At 68.3% G+C, this 18,016-nt stretch carries 20 protein-coding genes and 3 tRNA genes; 8 read left to right on the top strand and 15 right to left on the bottom strand.

The window, feature by feature from the left end; genetic code table 11:
• Positions 1 to 28: 28 nt before the first annotated feature.
• The 7 genes from GNX95_RS17635 to GNX95_RS17605 form a co-directional block, all read right to left on the bottom strand.
• A complete protein-coding gene (locus GNX95_RS17635) occupies positions 29 to 427 on the bottom strand; it encodes a MaoC family dehydratase (protein WP_163508498.1) in 399 nt (132 codons plus the stop codon).
• A complete protein-coding gene (locus tag GNX95_RS17630) occupies positions 424 to 819 on the bottom strand; it encodes an FAS1-like dehydratase domain-containing protein (protein ID WP_163508497.1) in 396 nt (131 codons plus the stop codon). The genes GNX95_RS17635 and GNX95_RS17630 overlap by 4 nt, the downstream gene beginning before the upstream one ends.
• Before the next feature lie 4 nt (positions 820 to 823).
• On the bottom strand, positions 824 to 988 hold the full coding sequence (gene rpmG / locus GNX95_RS17625) for a 50S ribosomal protein L33 (protein ID WP_163508496.1): 165 nt from the start codon (positions 986 to 988) through the stop codon (positions 824 to 826).
• A 283-nt stretch (positions 989 to 1,271) separates the two neighbouring features.
• Positions 1,272 to 1,344: transfer RNA gene (locus GNX95_RS17620), tRNA-Met, on the bottom strand.
• Between the two features lie 33 nt (positions 1,345 to 1,377).
• A tRNA-Thr gene (locus GNX95_RS17615) sits at positions 1,378 to 1,450 on the bottom strand.
• Between the two features lie 79 nt (positions 1,451 to 1,529).
• Positions 1,530 to 4,085 carry a putative bifunctional diguanylate cyclase/phosphodiesterase gene (locus GNX95_RS17610; protein ID WP_163508495.1) on the bottom strand — a complete coding sequence of 852 codons (2,556 nt, stop codon included), beginning with the start codon at positions 4,083 to 4,085 and terminating at the stop codon, positions 1,530 to 1,532.
• Positions 4,086 to 4,138: 53 nt separating this feature from the next.
• A complete protein-coding gene (locus GNX95_RS17605) occupies positions 4,139 to 4,339 on the bottom strand; it encodes a hypothetical protein (protein ID WP_163508494.1) in 201 nt (66 codons plus the stop codon).
• 458 nt (positions 4,340 to 4,797) lie between these two features.
• Between GNX95_RS17605 and GNX95_RS17600 the strand changes: the two genes are divergently transcribed.
• Positions 4,798 to 5,187: a hypothetical protein gene (locus GNX95_RS17600; RefSeq protein ID WP_163508493.1), complete on the top strand. Its 390-nt coding sequence runs from the start codon at positions 4,798 to 4,800 to the stop codon at positions 5,185 to 5,187.
• Between the two features lie 22 nt (positions 5,188 to 5,209).
• Here the strand turns inward: GNX95_RS17600 and GNX95_RS17595 are convergent, their stop codons facing one another.
• From GNX95_RS17595 to GNX95_RS17580, 4 genes are all read right to left on the bottom strand, one after another.
• A complete protein-coding gene (locus tag GNX95_RS17595) occupies positions 5,210 to 5,674 on the bottom strand; it encodes a hypothetical protein (protein WP_163508492.1) in 465 nt (154 codons plus the stop codon).
• Between the two features lie 238 nt (positions 5,675 to 5,912).
• Entirely contained in the window at positions 5,913 to 7,205 is a 1,293-nt protein-coding gene (locus GNX95_RS17590; RefSeq protein ID WP_163508491.1) for an amidohydrolase family protein, read from the bottom strand.
• Positions 7,202 to 8,194 carry an S-methyl-5-thioribose-1-phosphate isomerase gene (gene mtnA, locus GNX95_RS17585; RefSeq protein ID WP_246281668.1) on the bottom strand — a complete coding sequence of 331 codons (993 nt, stop codon included), beginning with the start codon at positions 8,192 to 8,194 and terminating at the stop codon, positions 7,202 to 7,204. Before mtnA ends, GNX95_RS17590 begins: the two co-directional genes overlap by 4 nt.
• Positions 8,195 to 8,225: 31 nt before the next feature.
• On the bottom strand, positions 8,226 to 9,038 hold the full coding sequence (locus GNX95_RS17580) for an alpha/beta hydrolase family protein (RefSeq protein WP_163508490.1): 813 nt from the start codon (positions 9,036 to 9,038) through the stop codon (positions 8,226 to 8,228).
• Positions 9,039 to 9,381: 343 nt separating this feature from the next.
• On the opposite strand from GNX95_RS17580, the gene htpX reads away from it, so the two are divergent.
• Positions 9,382 to 10,245, top strand: coding sequence for a zinc metalloprotease HtpX (htpX, locus tag GNX95_RS17575; RefSeq protein WP_246281667.1), 864 nt, complete (start codon positions 9,382 to 9,384; stop codon positions 10,243 to 10,245).
• A 43-nt stretch (positions 10,246 to 10,288) separates the two neighbouring features.
• Here htpX and GNX95_RS17570 read toward each other — a convergent pair whose 3' ends face one another.
• Both GNX95_RS17570 and GNX95_RS17565 read right to left on the bottom strand, forming a co-directional pair.
• The gene (locus tag GNX95_RS17570; protein WP_163508489.1) at positions 10,289 to 10,780 is read right to left on the bottom strand and encodes a YajQ family cyclic di-GMP-binding protein; all 492 of its coding nucleotides are present in this window, start codon (positions 10,778 to 10,780) and stop codon (positions 10,289 to 10,291) included.
• A 116-nt stretch (positions 10,781 to 10,896) separates the two neighbouring features.
• Positions 10,897 to 10,980, bottom strand: a tRNA-Tyr gene (locus GNX95_RS17565).
• Between the two features lie 175 nt (positions 10,981 to 11,155).
• Here GNX95_RS17565 and GNX95_RS17560 point away from each other — a divergent pair.
• Complete coding sequence (locus GNX95_RS17560; protein ID WP_163508488.1) at positions 11,156 to 11,950, top strand: hypothetical protein; 795 nt, start codon at positions 11,156 to 11,158, stop codon at positions 11,948 to 11,950.
• On the top strand, positions 11,916 to 12,905 hold the full coding sequence (locus GNX95_RS17555) for an iron-siderophore ABC transporter substrate-binding protein (RefSeq protein ID WP_163508487.1): 990 nt from the start codon (positions 11,916 to 11,918) through the stop codon (positions 12,903 to 12,905). Before GNX95_RS17560 ends, GNX95_RS17555 begins: the two co-directional genes overlap by 35 nt.
• Here the strand turns inward: GNX95_RS17555 and GNX95_RS17550 are convergent.
• Positions 12,902 to 14,257 (bottom strand): serine hydrolase domain-containing protein, encoded by a 1,356-nt coding sequence (locus tag GNX95_RS17550; protein ID WP_163508486.1) that lies wholly within the window; start codon positions 14,255 to 14,257, stop codon positions 12,902 to 12,904. The genes GNX95_RS17555 and GNX95_RS17550 overlap by 4 nt on opposite strands.
• A 113-nt stretch (positions 14,258 to 14,370) precedes the next feature.
• Between GNX95_RS17550 and GNX95_RS17545 the strand changes: the two genes are divergently transcribed.
• Positions 14,371 to 15,414 carry a PQQ-dependent sugar dehydrogenase gene (locus GNX95_RS17545; RefSeq protein WP_163508485.1) on the top strand — a complete coding sequence of 348 codons (1,044 nt, stop codon included), beginning with the start codon at positions 14,371 to 14,373 and terminating at the stop codon, positions 15,412 to 15,414.
• On the opposite strand, the gene GNX95_RS17540 is transcribed toward GNX95_RS17545, so the two are convergent.
• A complete protein-coding gene (locus tag GNX95_RS17540; protein ID WP_163508484.1) occupies positions 15,404 to 15,940 on the bottom strand; it encodes a MarR family winged helix-turn-helix transcriptional regulator in 537 nt (178 codons plus the stop codon). The two genes, GNX95_RS17545 and GNX95_RS17540, sit on opposite strands and share 11 nt — an antisense overlap.
• A 41-nt stretch (positions 15,941 to 15,981) precedes the next feature.
• Between GNX95_RS17540 and GNX95_RS17535 the strand changes: the two genes are divergently transcribed.
• From GNX95_RS17535 to GNX95_RS17525, 3 genes are all read left to right on the top strand, one after another.
• Entirely contained in the window at positions 15,982 to 16,722 is a 741-nt protein-coding gene (locus tag GNX95_RS17535) for a group II truncated hemoglobin (RefSeq protein ID WP_163508483.1), read from the top strand.
• Complete coding sequence (locus GNX95_RS17530; protein ID WP_163508482.1) at positions 16,719 to 17,345, top strand: TMEM175 family protein; 627 nt, start codon at positions 16,719 to 16,721, stop codon at positions 17,343 to 17,345. Before GNX95_RS17535 ends, GNX95_RS17530 begins: the two co-directional genes overlap by 4 nt.
• Before the next feature lie 104 nt (positions 17,346 to 17,449).
• Positions 17,450 to 17,977, top strand: a complete 528-nt coding sequence (locus GNX95_RS17525; protein WP_222853729.1) for a hypothetical protein — start codon at positions 17,450 to 17,452, stop codon at positions 17,975 to 17,977.
• The last annotated feature ends 39 nt before the right edge of the window (positions 17,978 to 18,016 follow it).

Genomic DNA, 18,016 nt, shown 5'->3' with positions numbered 1-18,016 from the left:
CTTCGGTCGCCCCTGGATGGTCGCGTGTTTACGCCGGGGGTCGTACGACGGCTTTGGCGCGGTTGAGGACCTTCTCGCCGTCGACGGTGACCGTGAGGTCGACCTGGACGCGGCCATCGTCGAGTTCCTTGGTGACCCGTCCGGAGACGGTCAGCGTGGCGCCGGTGTCGTCGTCGGGCACGACGACCGGCGCGGCGAACTTGACCGCGTACTCGGTCACCGCGGCCGGGTCGCCGGCCCAGTCGGTGAGTGCGCGAGCGGCGACGGCCATGGTGTACATGCCGTGGGCGATGACACCGGGGAGGCCGAGCGCGGTGGCCGCGCGGTCGTTCCAGTGGATCGGGTTGAAGTCGCCGGAGGCGCCGGCGTAGCGGATCAGGTCGGCGCGGGTGACGGTGAACGTACGCTCGGGGATCTCGGCGGTCATGCGGCGTCCTCCGGCCGGTGCAGCAGGGTCGCGGCGGCGGTGCTGACCAGCTCGCCGCCCACCGTGGACACCTCGGTGCGGATGGCGTAGATCTCCGCGCCGGAGATCCGCCGGACGCTGTCGATGACCGTACGGCTGACCAGCTCGTCGCCGGCGGCCACCGGCCGATGGTGGACGAACTTCTGGTCGCCGTGCAGCAGCCGGTGCAGGCTCAGGTCGAGGTCGGCGATGACCTCGTTCAGCGCCTGGAAGGTGATGACCGCGACGAACGTCGGCGGCACGCCGTCTCCGGTGTCGCCGATGGCGGTCCGGAACTCGCGGATCTTCTCCGCGCTGACCAGATACGGGGCCGTCTGGTACGTCCGGCCGGCTACGTCCTCGGCCGCACCCACGCCGCTAGCGGGTCTCGCGGTGTGCCGTGTGCTTGGAGCAGTTGGGGCAGAACTTCTTCAGCTCCAGCCGGTCGGGGTCGTTGCGGCGGTTCTTCTTGGTGATGTAGTTGCGGTTCTTGCACTCCACGCAAGCCATCGTGATCTTCGGGCGGACGTCGGTGGAAGCCACGGCGCAGAGCCTCTTTCACATCGGTGCGTACGCCTCACCGGCGCACATCAACTGGGACCTCGGTCAAACTGAACCGTCCAGCACACAGGCCGAACAGCCCTCCATCTTACGTCACCCCAAACCCACCCCGAACACGAGCCGCCCCACCTGCGACCAGAAACAAACGCACGGCCAGCCCCTCATCTGATCTCGACGGGCGGGGGTCCAGGGGGCCAGGCCCCCAGGGCAATGCGAAAGTTGACCCGGCTCGCGCTCTACGCGAGCAGGGAAAACCCATCAACTGTAGCGGTGGCCGGACTTGAACCGGCGACACAGCGATTATGAGCCGCTTGCTCTACCACCTGAGCTACACCGCCTGGCAGCGAGCTTCCTCGCTGAGGTTAACTCTGAGCCCCTTTACGGAATCGAACCGTAGACCTTCTCCTTACCATGGAGACGCTCTGCCGACTGAGCTAAAGGGGCCGAACGAGGCCCTGCATCAGGACCAGGTACGAGGATACAGGGCCGGTTCGCGGGCTGTGAAACGGGTTGGCGGTCGCGGTCAGAGGCGTACGACGCGGAGGCCGCGGATGCTGCCTTCGCCGGTGGGTTCGGTGCGGGCCGCCATCCAGGAGTCGAGGCGTTCGGATGGCAGTGGCCGGGAGAACAGGAAGCCCTGGGCGATGTCGCAGCCGATGTCGCGGAGCAGGTTGAGGGTCATCTCGGTCTCGACGCCTTCGGCGACCACGGTGATGCCGAGGTTGCGGGCCAGGTCGATGATCGACCGTACGATCGCGAGGTCGCCGGGGTCGGTGGCCATGCCGAGGACGAACGACTTGTCGATCTTGATCTCGTCGACCGGCAGCTGGCGCAGGTAGGACAGCGACGAGTAGCCGGTGCCGAAGTCGTCAAGGGACAGCCGGATGCCGAGGTCGCGCAGCGACTGCAGCGCCGGCAGGGGCCGTTCGTCGTCGGCGGCGAGGCCGCCTTCGGTGATCTCCAGGGTGAGGTCGCCCGGGTTGATCTGGTGCTCTTCCAACAGCGCGGCGACCTCGACGGGGAAGTCGACGTCGACCAGGCAGCGCGGCGACAGGTTGACCGCGAGGTCGAGCTGGCGGCCTTCGGCGCGCCAGGTGGCGAGCTGGATGAGCGACTGGCTGAGCACCTCGATGGTGAGCCGGACGATCAGGCCGGACTGCTCGGCGACCGGCACGATGTCGGTGGCCGAGACCAGGCCGCGGTCGGCGTGGTTCCAGCGTACGAGCGCTTCGACGCCGACCAGCCGGTCGTTGGACAGCGCCACCTTCGGCTGGAAGTGGGTGCTGAGCGCGCCGAGCTCGATCGCGCGCCGCAGGTCACCGGCCAGACCGATGCGTGCGAGGCTGCGCGACTCCAGCGGCGCGCTGTAGACCTGTACGCCACGCGGGTTGCGGACGGCCGCGCGCTGCGCCACCTCGGCGCGCTGCAGCAGCACCTCGGCGTCGGAGGCGTGGTCGGGGAAGAGCGCGATGCCGACCGAGCTGGTGACGTCGAACGGCACGCCGTCGATGCCGCTCGCCTCGGTCAGCACGTACTGCAGCGCGACCGCCATCGCCATCGCGGAATCGGCACCGTCCACTCTGGACAGTACGGCGAACTCGTCGCCGCCGACCCGGGCGACCAGCGCGCCGTCCGGCGCGCGGCTGGAGAGCCGGTTGGCGACCTCGACGAGCAGTTTGTCGCCGACCTCGTGTCCGAGCGTTTCGTTGACGTCGCGGAAACCGGCGAGGTCGAGGTAGAGCAGCGCGACGACCTCTCCGGGCGCCGGGCGTACGCCGAGGGCTTCGACGATCGCGGAGGTGAGCCGGCGCCGGTTGGGCAGGCCGGTCAGCGAGTCGTGGTAGGCGTCGTGGCGGAGGCGGTCGATCAGCCGCGAGTTCTCCACCGCGACCGCGGCGTGCGCGCCGAGCGTCTCCATCAGCCGTACGTCTTCGCGCTTGAAATGTTCGAGGTCGCCGAGCCGGTTGACGACCTCCAGGCAGCCGACGACGGCGTCGCCGGAGCGCAGTGGCACGGCGATCAGGTCGTCGATCTGCCGCTCGTACACGGCTTGGCGGATGTCGTCGTCGGCGATACGCGCACGCCGCGCCAGGTGCAGCGTCTCGCCGGTCGCCAGCACGGCCCGCTCGATCGCGTCGCCGGCGTTGGCCTCGCTGGCCACCTCGTCCATCACACCGACGGCGTCGACCCGCGAGGTGAGCCGCACCTCCGGATAACGCCGCTCGGCCGGGATCCACAGCGTGGCCGCCTCGGCGTCGAGCAGCTCGCGCGAATGCGTCAGCAGCACGTCGGCGATCGCGCCGTGCTGGCGGGCGGCGGCGACGGCGGCGGTGAACTCGTAGAGGTCGGTGAGGCTCTTGTTCTGGCGGACGAAGCGCGCGTACGTCTGGTAGCCGAGGACGACGACCGCGCCGATCACGATCAGCAGGAACAGCGCGTACGGACTGGTCCGCAGCACGATGAGGACGACCAGGCCGATGGTGATGTTGAGCAGGCCGCTCAGCATCACCGTCGGCGCGACCTCGCGGACCAGCCGGGTGATCGGCAGCGTCTGCACGAGGAAGATGACGCCGACGATCGCCAGCAGCCCGGTGAAGGTGGCGGTGCCACCGGCCGCGTACGCCGCGATCCAGCCGACCGGCTCGGTCGGGTCGGTGACGCCGATCTTCAGGAAGACGGCGACCGCGAGCGACACCTCGGCGGCGAAGGTCAGCGCGTTGTAGACGCCTTTGGCGACGTCGACGCGGCGGATGGCGAACAGGATGATCGCCGCGGCCAGCCGGGCCACCAGGATGCCCAGCGGTGGCAGCACGAACAGCGCGATGACGAGCGCGACCTCGGAAAGCGAGACGGTGGTGAGCTGCCGGCGCAGCTGCAGGCGCAGCTGGGTGGCCTCGCAGATCAGGAAGACGACGAAAACGGCACCGAGGATGGGCAGGCTGCCGAGAGCGAAGTCGCCGGCTATCGCGCGGGGGACGTAGACGGCCAGCGTGACGAGCAGGAGCACCGCGGCGACCGGCGCGATCCGCCACGGACGTGAGCCGCGCGGTGCCGGTACACGCGATGAGGCACGAGCCACCCTACGGCCTCTCCTGTGCAGCGCTCGAGCAGCTCAGCGGTGGTCCACCCGCTTTAGCCCCAGCCTGCGCCGTCGTTGTTTGGCGCGACACCCCAACCAGCGCCATCGGTGATTCCCAGGTTGCTCACGGCGGCGTGCGTCGACACCACCGGATGCGTAGCGATGCTGACGACGGCCGTCAGCGTGAGCGCGGCGACGGCGACCGCGACGAACGCGACGGCCACCAACAGCCAGTGCCTGGCGATATTGCTCATCCTCTGCCCCCAGCGACTACCTACGGCGACCGCCGCCACCACGGCGACCGAAGACCAGGGGCAACCCCATGGCCTCCTTTATCTTCGCACGAAAGATGGCTCGCGCAAGCAGGATCAGCCGTTCGGCTGACCGCGGGTATCCGGCAAACATCCCATTACCGGCGACCCACAGTGGCCACGCACCGAACGGTCCGAGACGCTTGCGCGGTTTGTCGCTTAAGTCGTTTCAGAGCGTACCGCAGGTCCATACCAAAACGCGCAAAACACAGTCGCTAGCTGGGATTACTTTCCGTCACCCGGGGCGGACCCACTATCACGGCCACTCTCGGCGCGTCATGGTCCCTACCCTTCTCCCCGAACGGGCGAGCGCTCTAGGCTGACGTACGTGATCGCCACAGGTGCCGGTCTCTGACCGACCCCCGGCGAAACCGCGCGGACGGAGGCAGAGTGATGGCGGCGTGATCGGTCACATCGGCGGTTGGATCCTGAATGTTGCCGCGCTGACGTCCTTTGCCGATCGCACTGTCTACGCCGAATCCGTCCTGAGAGTGGCCCGAAAACACGCGCTGACCCTGCTGGTGCCGGACAGCGCACTGTACGACGCGTACGACGTGCGTCCCGACGGTGGCCCCGCGCTGGCGCGGCTGCTCTCCGAGCCGGCCACCTGGCTGCACGACCGTTCCGACGTGCCCGGTGCCGCTATGAGCCAGTACTGCGAGTGGACCGGCGGCGACCGCACCGCAGCCCACGTCGCCTACCTCGGCCGCGAGCGTGGCTGGCCGGTGCTCACCGACAAGGGGGCCGCGCTGCAGAAGGTCGTGCCCGACCTGCTGATCGTGCCGGCTTAGAGGCCGCGCAGATAGGGACCTCTCAGAGGTCTTGGGCGCCGGCCTTGGTGCGCTGGTAGGCGGACGTACGGCCGGCCAGCGCGGCGGCCGCGAACAGCGCCAGGCCGTGCACGAGCACGCCACCCCAGACGACCGGCGCCGGCGCGGCGTGCACCAGCCGGAAACCGTCGCCGACCAGGCAGCCGGCCGTCCAGACCAGCAGACCGGTGGACAGCCAGCCGAAGCCGAGGACGAAGCGGCGCGGCAACAGCCGGTCGGCGGACTTCACGGTCAGCGCGGCCAGCAGGCCGATCAGCACGGCGACCGACGGGACCCACTCGGGCATCAAGGCCTCGGTGGCCGGTCCGTCGGACAGGTAGAGCTGCAGGAGCACGGCGACCAGCGCCGCCGAGCACGCGGCGACGGCGATCCACTCGCGTACGGCCGAGGCGAACACGGCCGCGCGGCGCGGGCTCTCCGCCTCCGGCACGCGGTCGACCGATCGCACGGCGGCGCCTCGCTGAATCGGCGGTCGCCGCAGCCGTGTCCCGCCACCGACGCTTGTCGCTGCCCCCGTCATGTCCTCTCCTGCCTTTGCCACTGAATCAATCGTCGTGGCGGCCGACCCGAAAAACATCCGTCCGCAGGCGGTGATCGGCCCTGACTAAAGGAGGATCTGCATCGCCTTTCGTATGAAGAGACGCACCCCGGCGTGAGCCGGTTGCCGACCAATTATGTGACGCAGATCACTTTCGAGCGAGACGCAGCGCTCTCGCCTGGACGTCCGCACGCAGCCGCGGCACGTCGACCGTACGGCAGACGCCGTCGGTGACCACCGGCCGGCCGGCGACCCAGGTGTCCCGTACGTGCCGGCTGCCGGCCGACCAGACCAGGTGCGTGATCAGGTCGGCCGGGTCGTCGATCGGCACGAACGCGAGGTCCTCGGTGTCCAGGTGCACCAGGTCGGCCCACCGGCCGGGCTCCAGCACGCCGATGTCGTCGCGGCCGAGCGCGGCCGCGCCGCCGCCGGTGGCCAACCAGAACGCCTCCGCCGCCGGCACCGCGGTGGCGTCCATTGTGGACAGTTTGGCCAGCTGGCTGGCCAGCCGGATCTCGTGCCACAGGTCCAGCGTGTTGTTCGACGCCGGACCGTCGGTGCCGAGGCCGACGCGTACGCCGGCGGTCAGCAGCGCGGTCAGCCGCGCCATTCCCGACGCGAGTTTCGCGTTGCTGCTTGGACAATGCGCGACCGACACCTCGTCACGCGCGAAGAGCGCGATGTCGTCATCGGTCAGCCACACCGAATGCGCGGCGATCAGCCGCGCCTCGAACACGCCATGGTCGGCGAGCACCCGCGGTGTCGTCGCACCGTACTTCTCGCGGATGCCTTCGTCCTCGGCCCTCGTTTCGCAAAGATGTGTGTGCACCAGTACGTCGGCCGCCTTGGCCTCCTGCGCGACCGTGGTCAGAAACGGAATCGGCACGGTGTAGGCGGAATGCGGTCCGAGCGCGATCTGTACGCGAGGGTCGTCGCGATATCGATCGGCGTGGTCCAAGGCGTCGGCGAGCTGACTGTCCAAACTGGACCGTCCCGGCACGCCGAGCAGCGGCGCCGCGGCGACCAACCGCGCACCGGACTCGTGGACGGCGGCGATCATCGCGTCCGGATGGAAATACATCTCGGTGCTGGTCGTCACGCCACAGCGCAGCATTTCGGCGCTGCCTAATGACATCCCGGCACGTACGTCGTCGGCGGTGAGCCGTGCCTCGCGCGGCCACATCTCCTCGCGCAACCAGCGGTCCAGCGGCAAACCCTCGCCCACGCCACGAAAAAGCGTCATCGGCGCATGGCAGTGCGTGTTGACCAGGCCCGGAATCAGCGCGCCGCCGAGATCGGTGACCAACCCGTCGGCCGCTGGTGCGCCGTCGGCCGGACCGACATAGCCGAGCCGGCCGGAGTCGTCGACATCGACGACACCGTACGGAAAAACCGTACCGGCGCGGTCGCCGGCCACCACCCATCTGGCCTGGAACCTCACAGAACGTCTCCGCGGTCGTAGCGAACCACGCGCCGGTCGGTGACCAACGCGGTGACCAACTCCGCCGGCGTCACGTCGAAAGCCGGGTTCACCGCCGCGGCGCCGGCCGGTGCCACCGTACGACCGGCGAACAGCAGCACCTCGGCAGGGTCTCTGTCCTCAATGGACACCTCCGCGCCGGTCGCGGTCGCACGGTCCACAGTGGACTCCGGCGCCACCACGACGAACGGCACGCCGGCCCGCCGCGCACCGAGTGCGTGCGCGTACGTGCCGACCTTGTTGACGACGTCACCGTTCGCGCAAACCCGGTCGGCGCCGAGCAGGACGACGTTGGCCTCGCCGCGGGCCAGCAGAAACGGACCGGCGCCGTCGACCGCGATCCGGTATGGCGCACCAAAAGACGCGAGCTCCCAGCCCGTCAGCCGGGCACCTTGCAGCAGCGGCCGCGTCTCGCTGGCGATGACGCCGGCCAGCCGCCGCCGGCGATGCAGCTCGCGTACGACCGCAAGCGCGGTGCCGTCGCCGGTCGTCGCGAGCGCTCCGGTGTTGCAGTGTGTGAGCACGAGCGCCGATCGGTCGCCAAGCAACTCACCGACCAGGTTGGCGCCGAGCGTCGCCATCGCCGCGCTCGCCGCCTCCTCCTCGTCGCGCAATGCCAGCGCCGCGTCGCGTACGGCCGGATAGCCGTCCGTCAACGCGGCCGCGGCACGGTCGACGCCACGGGCCAGGTTGACCGCCGTCGGCCGGGCGTTGCGGAGCTGGTCGACCTCGGCCTCGACCGCACGTCCGTGCCAGGCGGCCAGGGCGACGCCCATCGCGCCGGCCACGCCGATCGCCGGCGCGCCGCGTACCGACAGCCTGGCGATGGCCGCGGTGACCTCGGCGGCCGTCCGGCAGGTGAGCGTCACCAGCCGGTCCGGCAGCTGGGTCTGGTCGATCATCTCCACGACCGGCCCGTCCGGCGTGTCCCGCAGGTCGACGGATCGCACGACTGGAAAGCCTATCCGCGCGCGCCGCGACTCACGAAAGCCTTTCGGCCAGGATCCGCGGCAGATCAGGCAGATCCAGGTGCTCGGCCAGGAACCCGACCCGGTCGGCCGTCCACCTCACATCGGTGAGCTCGTGGCCGCCGTCGTACCAGACCAGCCGTTTCGGCTCCTTGGCGGCGGCGAAGAAGTCCTCGTACTCGGACTCGCTGACACCGATGTCGAACCGAGATGCCTGGAAGAGCAGCGGTGTCGGCGCCGCGTCGGCGATGAAGTGCACCGCGTCGTACGGCGCGATGTCGGCGAGCAACTGCGGAAGCCTCTCGCCGTAGGACGCGCGCAGGCCCTGGATGGCCGGATGGGTGCTGTCGCGGTAATGGAAGCTCAGGCCGGACAGGCCTACGTCAAGGACGACGCAGGCGAACCGCCGGTCGATGCCGGCAGCCACCCCCATCATCATCGCGCCGGCGCTGTGACCGACCGCACCGATGCGGTCCGTACGCTCCAGCAGGATGTCCGCACCGCGGCGGATCGCGAGGATCGACTGGCGGATCATCGCCACCTGGTCGCCGGAGGCCTGGTAGGTGACCGGCAGCGTGAGGGCGATGCCGCCGGCCTGCGCCACCTGCACGGCCTCGGCCAGGAACGCGGCGCGGCCGCCGGTCGAGTGCTGATAGATCACGCCAGCGCGCGGCTCGCCGTCGACGGGCGTGACGAGATACGCGTCCACCGGCCCGCCTTCGGCGTTGTCGAATCGGCACTCGGCGATCACCGCTCCGGGCCGCTCGGCGACCGGCGCGATCGTGAGGTTGAGCGGCTTGTCCCGGTGGTAGCTCAGGTCGGGCATGCGAAGGTGTCCTCCGTGCGTACGAAACGAAAGCAGACCCATCCGCCGCACGAGGGAGTAAGAGGGAATGCGGCGGATGGGCCTGGTCCGTGGCGGCCAGTCGATGGCCGCGATCTTGAGTTGTCGTTGTGCTTCACTCTTCAGACGCCTGACGGGTCGTAAAGGTTGGCGTGAGTTTCGCCGCCTTCTGGTGACTTACGTGACTGCTCCCGTGCTGCGAAACTACCCCGGCGACCGACATACTGCCTATCCGTCGGAATCGGCACTTCCCGTTAGGGAACGACCGCCGACGGGTAAGACGTTCCACAGGCGCAGGACATCGTGCACATCGCAGGAGGGGGCCGTGCACCGCCATCACAACGGTCTGAAGACCGCGGTGCTGCTGGGCTTGCTGACCGGCATCATCCTGCTCGCCGGCTATCTGGTCGGTGGCACCACCGGACTGCTGGTCGCGCTGGTCATCTCGCTCGCGGTGAACGGCATCAGCTATTTCAACTCCGACAAGATCGCGCTCCGGTCGATGCGCGCGTATCCGGTCAGCGAGGCGCAGGCCCCCTGGTATTACTCCATGGTCCGCGAGCTGGCGACCGCCGCGCGGCAGCCGATGCCGCGGCTCTACATCAGCCCCACCAACCAGCCGAACGCCTTCGCCACCGGCCGCAACCCGCGGCACGCTGCCGTCTGCGTGACCGAGGGGATCGTACACATCCTGGAGAAACGCGAGCTGCGAGCGGTGCTCGGCCACGAGCTGTCGCACGTCTACAGCCGCGACATCCTCACGTCGTCGGTCGCCGCCGCGCTGGCCAGCATCATCACCTACCTCGGCTACCTGGCGTGGTTCATCCCGATCGGCTCGGCCGGCGACGACGACCGACCCAATCCCCTGGTCAGCCTGCTGATGCTGGTGCTCGGCCCGATCGCAGCGCTGGTGGTGCAGATGGCGATCAGCCGGTCGCGCGAGTACGAGGCCGACGCCGACGGCGCGCGGCTGTCCGGTGATCCGTTGGCGCTGGCGAGCGCGCTGCGCAAGATCGAGATGGGGGCCGCGTCACTGCCGCTGCCGGAGCAGTCCAGCCTGGTGTCCAGCAGCCACCTGCTGATCGCCAACCCGTTCCGCGCGGGCGGCTTGACGTCGCTGTTCTCCACTCATCCACCGATGGAGTCGCGCATCCGCCGCCTCGAAGAAATGGCCGGCCGCCGCCGCTGAGGCGGCAACCGTGTCGGGGTCGACAACCTCGTCAGAGCAGGACTCAGCGGTAGTTCGTGAACTGCAGTGCGATGCCGAAGTCGGCTTCCTTGAGCAGCGAGATGACCGCCTGCAGGTCGTCCTTCTTCTTGCCGCTGACCCGCAGCTGGTCACCCTGGATCTGCGCCTGTACGCCCTTCAGCCCCGCGTCGCGTACGGCCTTGGCGATCTTCTTGGCGTTTTCCGAGGAGATCCCCTGCACGATCGTCGCCTTGATCTTGTACGCCTTGCCGGACACGGCCGGCTCGCCGGCGTCCAGTGCCTTGAGGCTGATGCCGCGCTTGATCAGCTTCTCCTTGAACACGTCCAGCGCCGCGTTCACCCGCTCCTCGGTGGAGGCGCCGATGGTCAGGGCCTCCTCGCCGGTCCAGCTCACCGACGCGTCGGTGCCGCGAAAGTCGAACCGGTTGGTCAGCTCCTTGGACGCCTGGTTGACCGCGTTGTCGACCTCCTGCCGGTCGACCTTGCTCACCACGTCGAAAGACGGATCCGCCACCTGCGTCACTCCTTCCGCTCGGACCGACCCCGCGACCGGTCCGCCTGATCGTCATCACCGCACACGCACAACGGCTCCTGACCGGCATCGTGCCAGCTCAGGAGCCGAATGAAGGATGGTGGCAGGTGTTGGGTTCGAACCAACGTAGCTTACGCGACGGTTTTACAGACCGCTCCCTTTGACCGCTCGGGCAACCTGCCAGGAGTGTTCAGTTGTACGCGCCAGGCAGCCCCCGCTGACCGGCCTTGAGCAGGATAACGAATCGCCTCCAACCGCCTCTCAGCCGACCCCACCGTTGCCGGAGAGGGCGTACGACTTCACCAGATAGATAGGCTAGCCTTACTTTATCTGACAGTCTGACGAACGTGGTGGAACGTGAGCCTTGGAGATGCGGCCGACCGGCTGTCGCGACTGGATCCGCGGCTCGCGTTCCGGGCCGGACAGCCGAGTGGTGCCGGTTGGATCCCGTTGGCGGAGGCGGCCGACCCGCGCGTGCTGGAGCGGTGGATCGGGGCGCGTGCCCGCGCTGCCAATGTGGCGACGGCTCGCGTCGCGCTGCATCTGGCAGCCCGGGTCGTACGACCGCTGATGGCCTTGCTGCACTTGGAAAACTGTCTGCCGGTGGCCACCGCCGAGCGGTTCTTCGTGCATCGCGACGGAGCCAGCTTCGACGCTTTGGCAATCGACGCGGACGCGTACGAGCCGGCGCGGCTTCCGCGTGTGGCCGACCAACTTTGCCAGGTTTTCACGCCGATCTACCAGGGTCTGCGGCGGTCGGGTCGCTATGGCCTCGGTCCGATGTGGGGTGGACTGCTGGACATGGTCGGCGCCACCTCGATGCTTGTCGCGCGCATTGGCGACGTGTCGCGATCGGACACGTGGCATCAGGTGGAGACGTTGAACGGCCTGATCGAGGAGCGGATCCGGCCGGTGCGGCCAAAACGTCCGAGGTGCGTGCCGGTGGCGTTGTCCGCCGGCCAGCACGAGCCGTTCACGGTGAAAGGAACCTGTTGCCTGAAATACCGGGAAACCGGCCTCCGGGTCGGTCAGCTGACCGACACCACCGCCTACTGCAAGACGTGTCCGCACATCCCCGACGGCGTACGACAGGACCGCTGTCGTCCCGGAATCGTCCGTGACCTGGAAAGGCACCACATTGCCGTCAGCTAGGATTTTCATTGCCACGCTTGCCGTTCTCGCGCTCGTCGCGACCGGCTGCGGCGGCCAGCAGAGCGCCGCCGGCGACGCCGCGAAGCGTACGGTCGACAGCGCCAACGGTCCGGTGTCGATCCCGGCCAAGCCGAAACGCGTTGTCGTGTTGTGGAAACCGACGCTCGCGGCAGCGGTCGCACTCGGTTTCCGGCCGGTCGGCACGGTCGCCGACCCGACCAGGAAAGTCGCCGACCTGATGCCATATCTTCCGGCTGGCTATCCGGTCGACCAGCTGTCGGTCATCTCCAACACCGCGGCCAACGACATCAACCTGGAGAAAATCGCCAAACTCGGGCCGGACCTGATCATCGGCGCTGCGACCGCCAACGGCAAGCAGACCGGGATCCGCGAGACACTGGGAAAAATCGCGCCGGTCGTGCTGCTTCCGTGGGCCGGGAACAGCTCGTGGCGCCAGCATTTCAGCGATGTCGCCGGCGTCCTCGGCGGCAACGGCGCCGGAGTTGTCGCGAGCTATCAGCAGCGGGTCGCCAAAGCCAAGGCGGCGTTGGGAAACCGAGCACGAAAGCCGGTGTCGTTGGTGCGCGTGCAGGGCACGAGCGAGTTTCGCATCGAGACTCCGGCGTCCTTCCCCGGATCCGTCGTCGCCGATGTCGGCATCCCGCGACCTGCCGCGCAACGGCAACCGGACAAAGGCAAAGACTTCCGCACGACCGGTCCCGAACAGCTCGACCTGGTCGACGGCGACACGATTTTCGTGCTGGCCAACGTCAGCCAGGGTGGTACGGTCGCCGCGATCAGCTCCAGTCCACTGTGGACAGGACTGGCCGGCGTACGCGCGCACCGCGTGTTCAGCGTCGACTTCGACTACTGGAACGCGGCAAACTACTACAGCGCGAGCCACATCCTCGACGATCTGATCGCGGCCTATACGGGTGCCAAGCGGCCACTCTAGCTCGACGTGAGAGTGAATTCGGTCGGGCCGAAGGAAACGTTGACGCGTACGTCCACCACCATGCGGTCGCCGGCGGCCCGGCAGACGAACGTGTAGACGAACGGCGTGGACAGCGGCCGCATCGTCGCGACGAAGCTGTCGCCGTCGCCGTACGCGCTGGTCACCAGCCGGTTGGCCGGATCGCTGGAGTCGCCTTCGATCGGCCGCCAGTCGAGCGGGTCCACCGCCTCCCGCCAGCCGCCGGCGCGAAACACGACCTCGTTGGTCGCACCATTGGCTGCGAAGGTGAACGTGCCGCTGCCGTCCGGATCGAGGCGTATGGACCGCAGAAAGGCGTCGTTTTCCACGAAATCGTATGTGCGGCCGTCGCCGGGGCGCGGCGGCGGACCGGCTGGCGGCCGGATTTCCAGGCGCTGCAGGGAAAGCACCTCGTCGCCTTGCAGCGCCGGCAACAGATATTGCCAGACGATGTCGAGCGTCTGCTGCATGTTTTCGCCGCCACCGGTGATCGCGAGGACGGCGTCGTGGTCCGGGAAAACGACACAGAACTGACCGAAGGCACCGTCGCCGCGATAGGCGCCATGCCGGCACCGCCAGAACTGGAATCCGTATCCCTGCTGCCAGTCCCCCGGCTCGCGGTTGAGCGTCGGCACCTGTTTCGCGGTGGCCGCGTCGATCCACTCGGCCGGCACCAGCTGCTGGTCCCGCCATTGGCCGCGTCGCAGGAGAAGCTGGCCAAACCGGGCCACGGTCTCGGTGCGTACGCTCAGGCCGAAGCCGCCGGCGACGATGCCGTCCAGCACTTCCCAGGTCGCCTCGGTTGCCTGCAGCGGCTGGAGAAGCCGCGGCCACAGATAGCTCAGCAACGACTCGCCGGTCACCTTCTGGAGGATCGCCGACAGCACGTACGTGGCGCCGGTGTTGTAGACGAAGTGGCTGCCCGGCTCGTGTTCGACGTCGAGCGCGAGAAACGCCCGCACGGCGTTGTCGCCGTGGATCCGGCCGATCGTGTCCTCGTCGTGGCCGGTCGTCATCGTCAGCAAGTGCCAGATCCGCATCGCGGCCAGGTTGTCGCCGACCTTCTCCGGTGGCTCGAAAAACGCCAGGACCGGGTCGTCGAGCGACAACAGGCCGGCGTCGATCGCCAGGCCGACCGCGATCGAGGTGAAGCTCTTGGAAATCGAGAAAAGCAGCTGGCGGTCGTCGAGCCGGTACGGCGACCATTCCGCGGCCAACGCGACCTCGCCGTGCCGCAGCAACATCAACGTGTGCATCTCCTGACCCGACGCGTCCAATGCGGCCAAAAACGCGTCAAGCGATTTTTCTTTGCCAGATGTCGCAAAGTCAGCCATGACTCGACCCTAGCCGGCCGGAGCGTACGGTGCCGGATGCGGCCAACCGGGTTACCATCTTTGGTCCTGATTCGGCAAGATTTGTCGCAAACCTCATTGACCTGGAGGCACACATGGACGGACGGGGACTGAGCCGGCGCGGCGTACTCGCGGCGGTCGTCGGAGGAGCCGCGGCGATGGCCGCCCCAACGGTGGCCTGCGCCGGACCACGGACGCTGGCCGCGACACCGATCGTCACCGGCCTCAACGCGCCGTGGGGGCTGGCGTTCCTGCCGGACGGCAACGCGTTGCTGACCGAGCGCGACAGCGGCCGGATCCTGCGGCTGGCCAACGGAAAGGTGACCGAGGTCGCCCGCATCGCCGACGTCGTACACCAGTCCGAGAGCGGCCTGCTCGGCATCGCCGTGCCCCCGGATTTCGCGCAGTCGCAGCTGATCTACGTCTATTACACGACCGCGCAGGACAACCGGATCGCGCGCTTCAAGCTCGGCGAGCAGCCGCGGCCGATCCTCACCGGCATCCCGAAAGCCGCCATCCACAACGGCGGCCGGATCGCTTTCGGCCCGGACGGCCAGTTGTACGCCGGCACCGGCGACGCCACGCAGTCCGACCGAGCGCAGGATGTCGCTTATCTGGGCGGGAAAATCCTCCGGATGACGCCGGACGGCCAGCCGTCGGCCGGAAATCCGTTCGCCGGCTCGGTCGTCTACTCGCTCGGCCACCGCAACGTGCAGGGACTGGCGTGGCGCGGCCAGCAGCTGTACGCGAGCGAGTTCGGCCAGAACCGGTTCGACGAGCTCAACCGCGTCCAGGCCGGCAAAAACTACGGCTGGCCGATCGTCGAGGGCACCGGCGACGACCCGCGGTTCGTCAACCCGCTGGTCACCTGGCCCACCAGCGACGCGTCGCCGAGCGGCCTGGCGATCCGCGGCGACGACGCGTATCTGGCCTGCCTCGGCGGCCAGAAGCTCTATCGCGTGCCGCTCAAGGCGGACGGCACGGCCGGCACGCCGGTCGCGCTGCACGCCGGCGAGTTCGGCCGGCTGCGCCATGTCGTCGTCGCGCCGGACAACTCGCTGTGGATCATCACCAACAACACCGACGGCCGCGGCACGCCGCGACCCGACGACGACCAGATCCTGAAGCTCACCGACTAGGGTTTTCCAGTGCGAACAGGAGGCGTTTGAGCAGGTTTGCCAGCGCCTCCTGTTCGCTTTCGTCCAATGTGGACAGCAGCTTCCGTTCGTTTTCCAGGTGTTTCGGCGCGACCTTGTCGACCAGCCGCTTGCCGGCCGGCGTGAGCCGCACCAACAGGCTGCGCTGGTCGGTCGCGCTCGGCACGCGGGTGACCAGGCCGGCGTACTCCAGCCGCTGCAGGGTGTGCGTGACCGCGCCGGACGTGCGCATCAGCGCGGCACTCAGCGCCGACGGCGTCAGCTCGTACGGCCGGCCGGCGCGGCGGCAGGCGGCGAGCACGTCCCAGGCCTGCCTGGTCAGGCCGTACGCGCCGAAGAACTCCTCCAGCCGCCGGTCGAAAAACTCGCGCAACCGGCCGACTCTGCCGACCACGCCGAGTGGACCGGTGTCCAGCTCGGGCCACTGTTGGCGCCACTGTTCCCGTACGCGGTCGACGTGATCGCTCTCGGCGAACGGCTCTTCCCTGTCCGACTGATTTAGCTGCACGTTAAAGTATCTTAGACGCAGCCGACGACAGGAGCCGCGGGATGTCCGAGACGACGTTGTACGAGTGGGCTGGCGGACTGCCGGCTCTGACCAGGATGACCACGATCTTCTACCAGAAGTACGTGCCGGCCGACGAGCTGGTCGGACCGCTTTTCGCGCACATGGCCGAGGACCATCCGCGGCGGGTGGCCGAGTGGCTCGGCGAGGTGTTCGGCGGCCCGAAGGCCTACAGCGAGCAGTACGGCGGCTATTCGCGGATGTTGTCGCAGCACGTCGGAAAACACCTGACCGAGCCGCAGCGTGCGCGTTGGGTGCAGCTGCTCTGCCGGAGCGCCGACGAGGCGGGTTTGCCGGCCGATCCGGAGTTTCGCGCCGCCTTCGTCGCCTATCTGGAGTGGGGATCGCGGCTGGCACTGGAAAACTCGCAGGCAGACGCGCACCCGCCGGCCAGCATGCCGATGCCGCACTGGTGGTGGGTCTGCGACGCGACACCGTGGTCGCGGCGGTCCGCCTTTGCTCCAGCCGAAAAGCCGGCGGAGGCGGTCGCGGTCGAGGACGGCGAGACGGTCAGCTTCGCCAAGCACGTCAAGCCGCTTTTCCGCGAGATGGACCGGCGATCGATGCTGTCCGCCTTCGACCTGTGGTCGTACGACGACGTGGTGCGCCACGCCGAGGCGATCCTGCACCAGGTGAGCCAGGGCTCGATGCCGTGCGACGGCGCCTGGCCGGCGGAAAACGTCGCGACGTTCCGCCGGTGGACGACCACCGGGATGGCCCCGTGAGCTCGCGGCTGTCCCGCTGGTTCGGCGCCAGCGACCGCGGCGACACCGCGCGGCTGGAGGCGTTCAGCGACGGCGTGCTGGCGATCGCGATCACGTTGCTGATCCTGGAGGTCCACGTCGAGACCGGCAGGCCGCTCGGCGAGGCGTTGGCGCGCGCGACACCGCACATCATCGCGTACGCGGCGACTTTCCTGCAGATCGGCATCATGTGGGCCAACCACCACATTCTTTTCCGGTCCGTCGAACGGATCGACCAGTTGCTGTTGCTGGCCAACCTGCTCCTGCTCGGCTGCGTGTCGTTCCTGCCGTTTCCGACCGGGCTGGTGGCCGAGCACCTCACCGGAGCGGACGGACGCGTCGCCATGTTGCTTTACGGCGGCACCCTGACCGCCTGCGCTACCGCGTTCAACCTGGTGTGGCAACGAGCGTCGCGCAGCGGCCTGCTGGTTTCCGGGATCAGCCACGAATTCCGCCGCGACGTGAGCCGGCGCTATCTGCTCGGCTTGGTCGGATACGCGGTCGCCACGGCGGCGGCGCTGATCCAGCCGTGGCTGACGCTCGCACTGTCCGTCTTGTTGGCACTCGTCTTCGTCCTCGGTCCATCGCCACGGCAGGCCGGCTGAACGAAAGCTTGCCGATCCGAGCAAATACCTATACCCCCCTCCCGTAGCACTGCTATCGTCCAGAGATGGCTGCTGCGACGGAAACAGGAACGACAAATTCACCAATGCGGATCGCGCTGCGGCGCTGGCCGGTGCTCGCCGGCCTCGGCTTCGCCGCGTTCCTCGGCTTGGGGCTGGCCAGCGGCACCGAGCTGGCCAAGGTCCTCGCGGCCTCGGCGGTCGTCTACATCGGTGCCGCGGCACTGAAGAGGCCGGCCGCCGCCTGGCCGGTGTTTTTCGCGACATTCATCGCGATCGGGATGCCGCAGGTGCTGAAGCTCGGTTTCGACCCGACCTGGTCGGTGCTCGGTCTCGGCGTGGCGTCGTTGGTGTACGGACTCGTACGGCGCGCGGAAAACCTGACCCCGCAGACCATCGCGATGCTCGGCTTTGGCGCTGTCGCCGCGATCGCGCTCTTCGTCAACCCCGTGGTCGGCGGATTCCTGGTGGCCGCCGGGCTGCTCGGCCACACGGCCTGGGACGTCTACCACCATTGGAAGAACAAGGTGGTCGCGCGCTCGATGGCGGAATTCTGCATGGTGCTGGACACCGGACTGGCCGCCGCGATCGTCTACGTCACGGTCACGGCTTGACCTGTCGAACATGTGTTCCCTAGTGGTGTGTTTCCGAAA

This window comes from Fodinicola acaciae (assembly GCF_010993745.1).
GTDB lineage: Bacteria > Actinomycetota > Actinomycetes > Mycobacteriales > HKI-0501 > Fodinicola > Fodinicola acaciae.
Note: the sequence above shows the minus strand (reverse complement) of the source record. Positions and strands in the feature narration are given on the sequence as shown.

Excerpts from the sequence above, each read along its gene's own strand:
- GNX95_RS17635 (WP_163508498.1), bottom strand. The coding sequence starts at position 427 with ATGACCGCCGAGATCCCCGAGCGTACGTTCACCGTCACCCGCGCCGAC.
- GNX95_RS17605 (WP_163508494.1), bottom strand. The coding sequence starts at position 4,339 with ATGAGCAATATCGCCAGGCACTGGCTGTTGGTGGCCGTCGCGTTCGTC.
- GNX95_RS17580 (WP_163508490.1), bottom strand. The coding sequence starts at position 9,038 with ATGCCCGACCTGAGCTACCACCGGGACAAGCCGCTCAACCTCACGATC.
- GNX95_RS17550 (WP_163508486.1), bottom strand. The coding sequence starts at position 14,257 with ATGGCTGACTTTGCGACATCTGGCAAAGAAAAATCGCTTGACGCGTTT.
- GNX95_RS17545 (WP_163508485.1), top strand. The coding sequence starts at position 14,371 with ATGGACGGACGGGGACTGAGCCGGCGCGGCGTACTCGCGGCGGTCGTC.
- GNX95_RS17535 (WP_163508483.1), top strand. The coding sequence starts at position 15,982 with ATGTCCGAGACGACGTTGTACGAGTGGGCTGGCGGACTGCCGGCTCTG.
- GNX95_RS17525 (WP_222853729.1), top strand. The coding sequence starts at position 17,450 with ATGCGGATCGCGCTGCGGCGCTGGCCGGTGCTCGCCGGCCTCGGCTTC.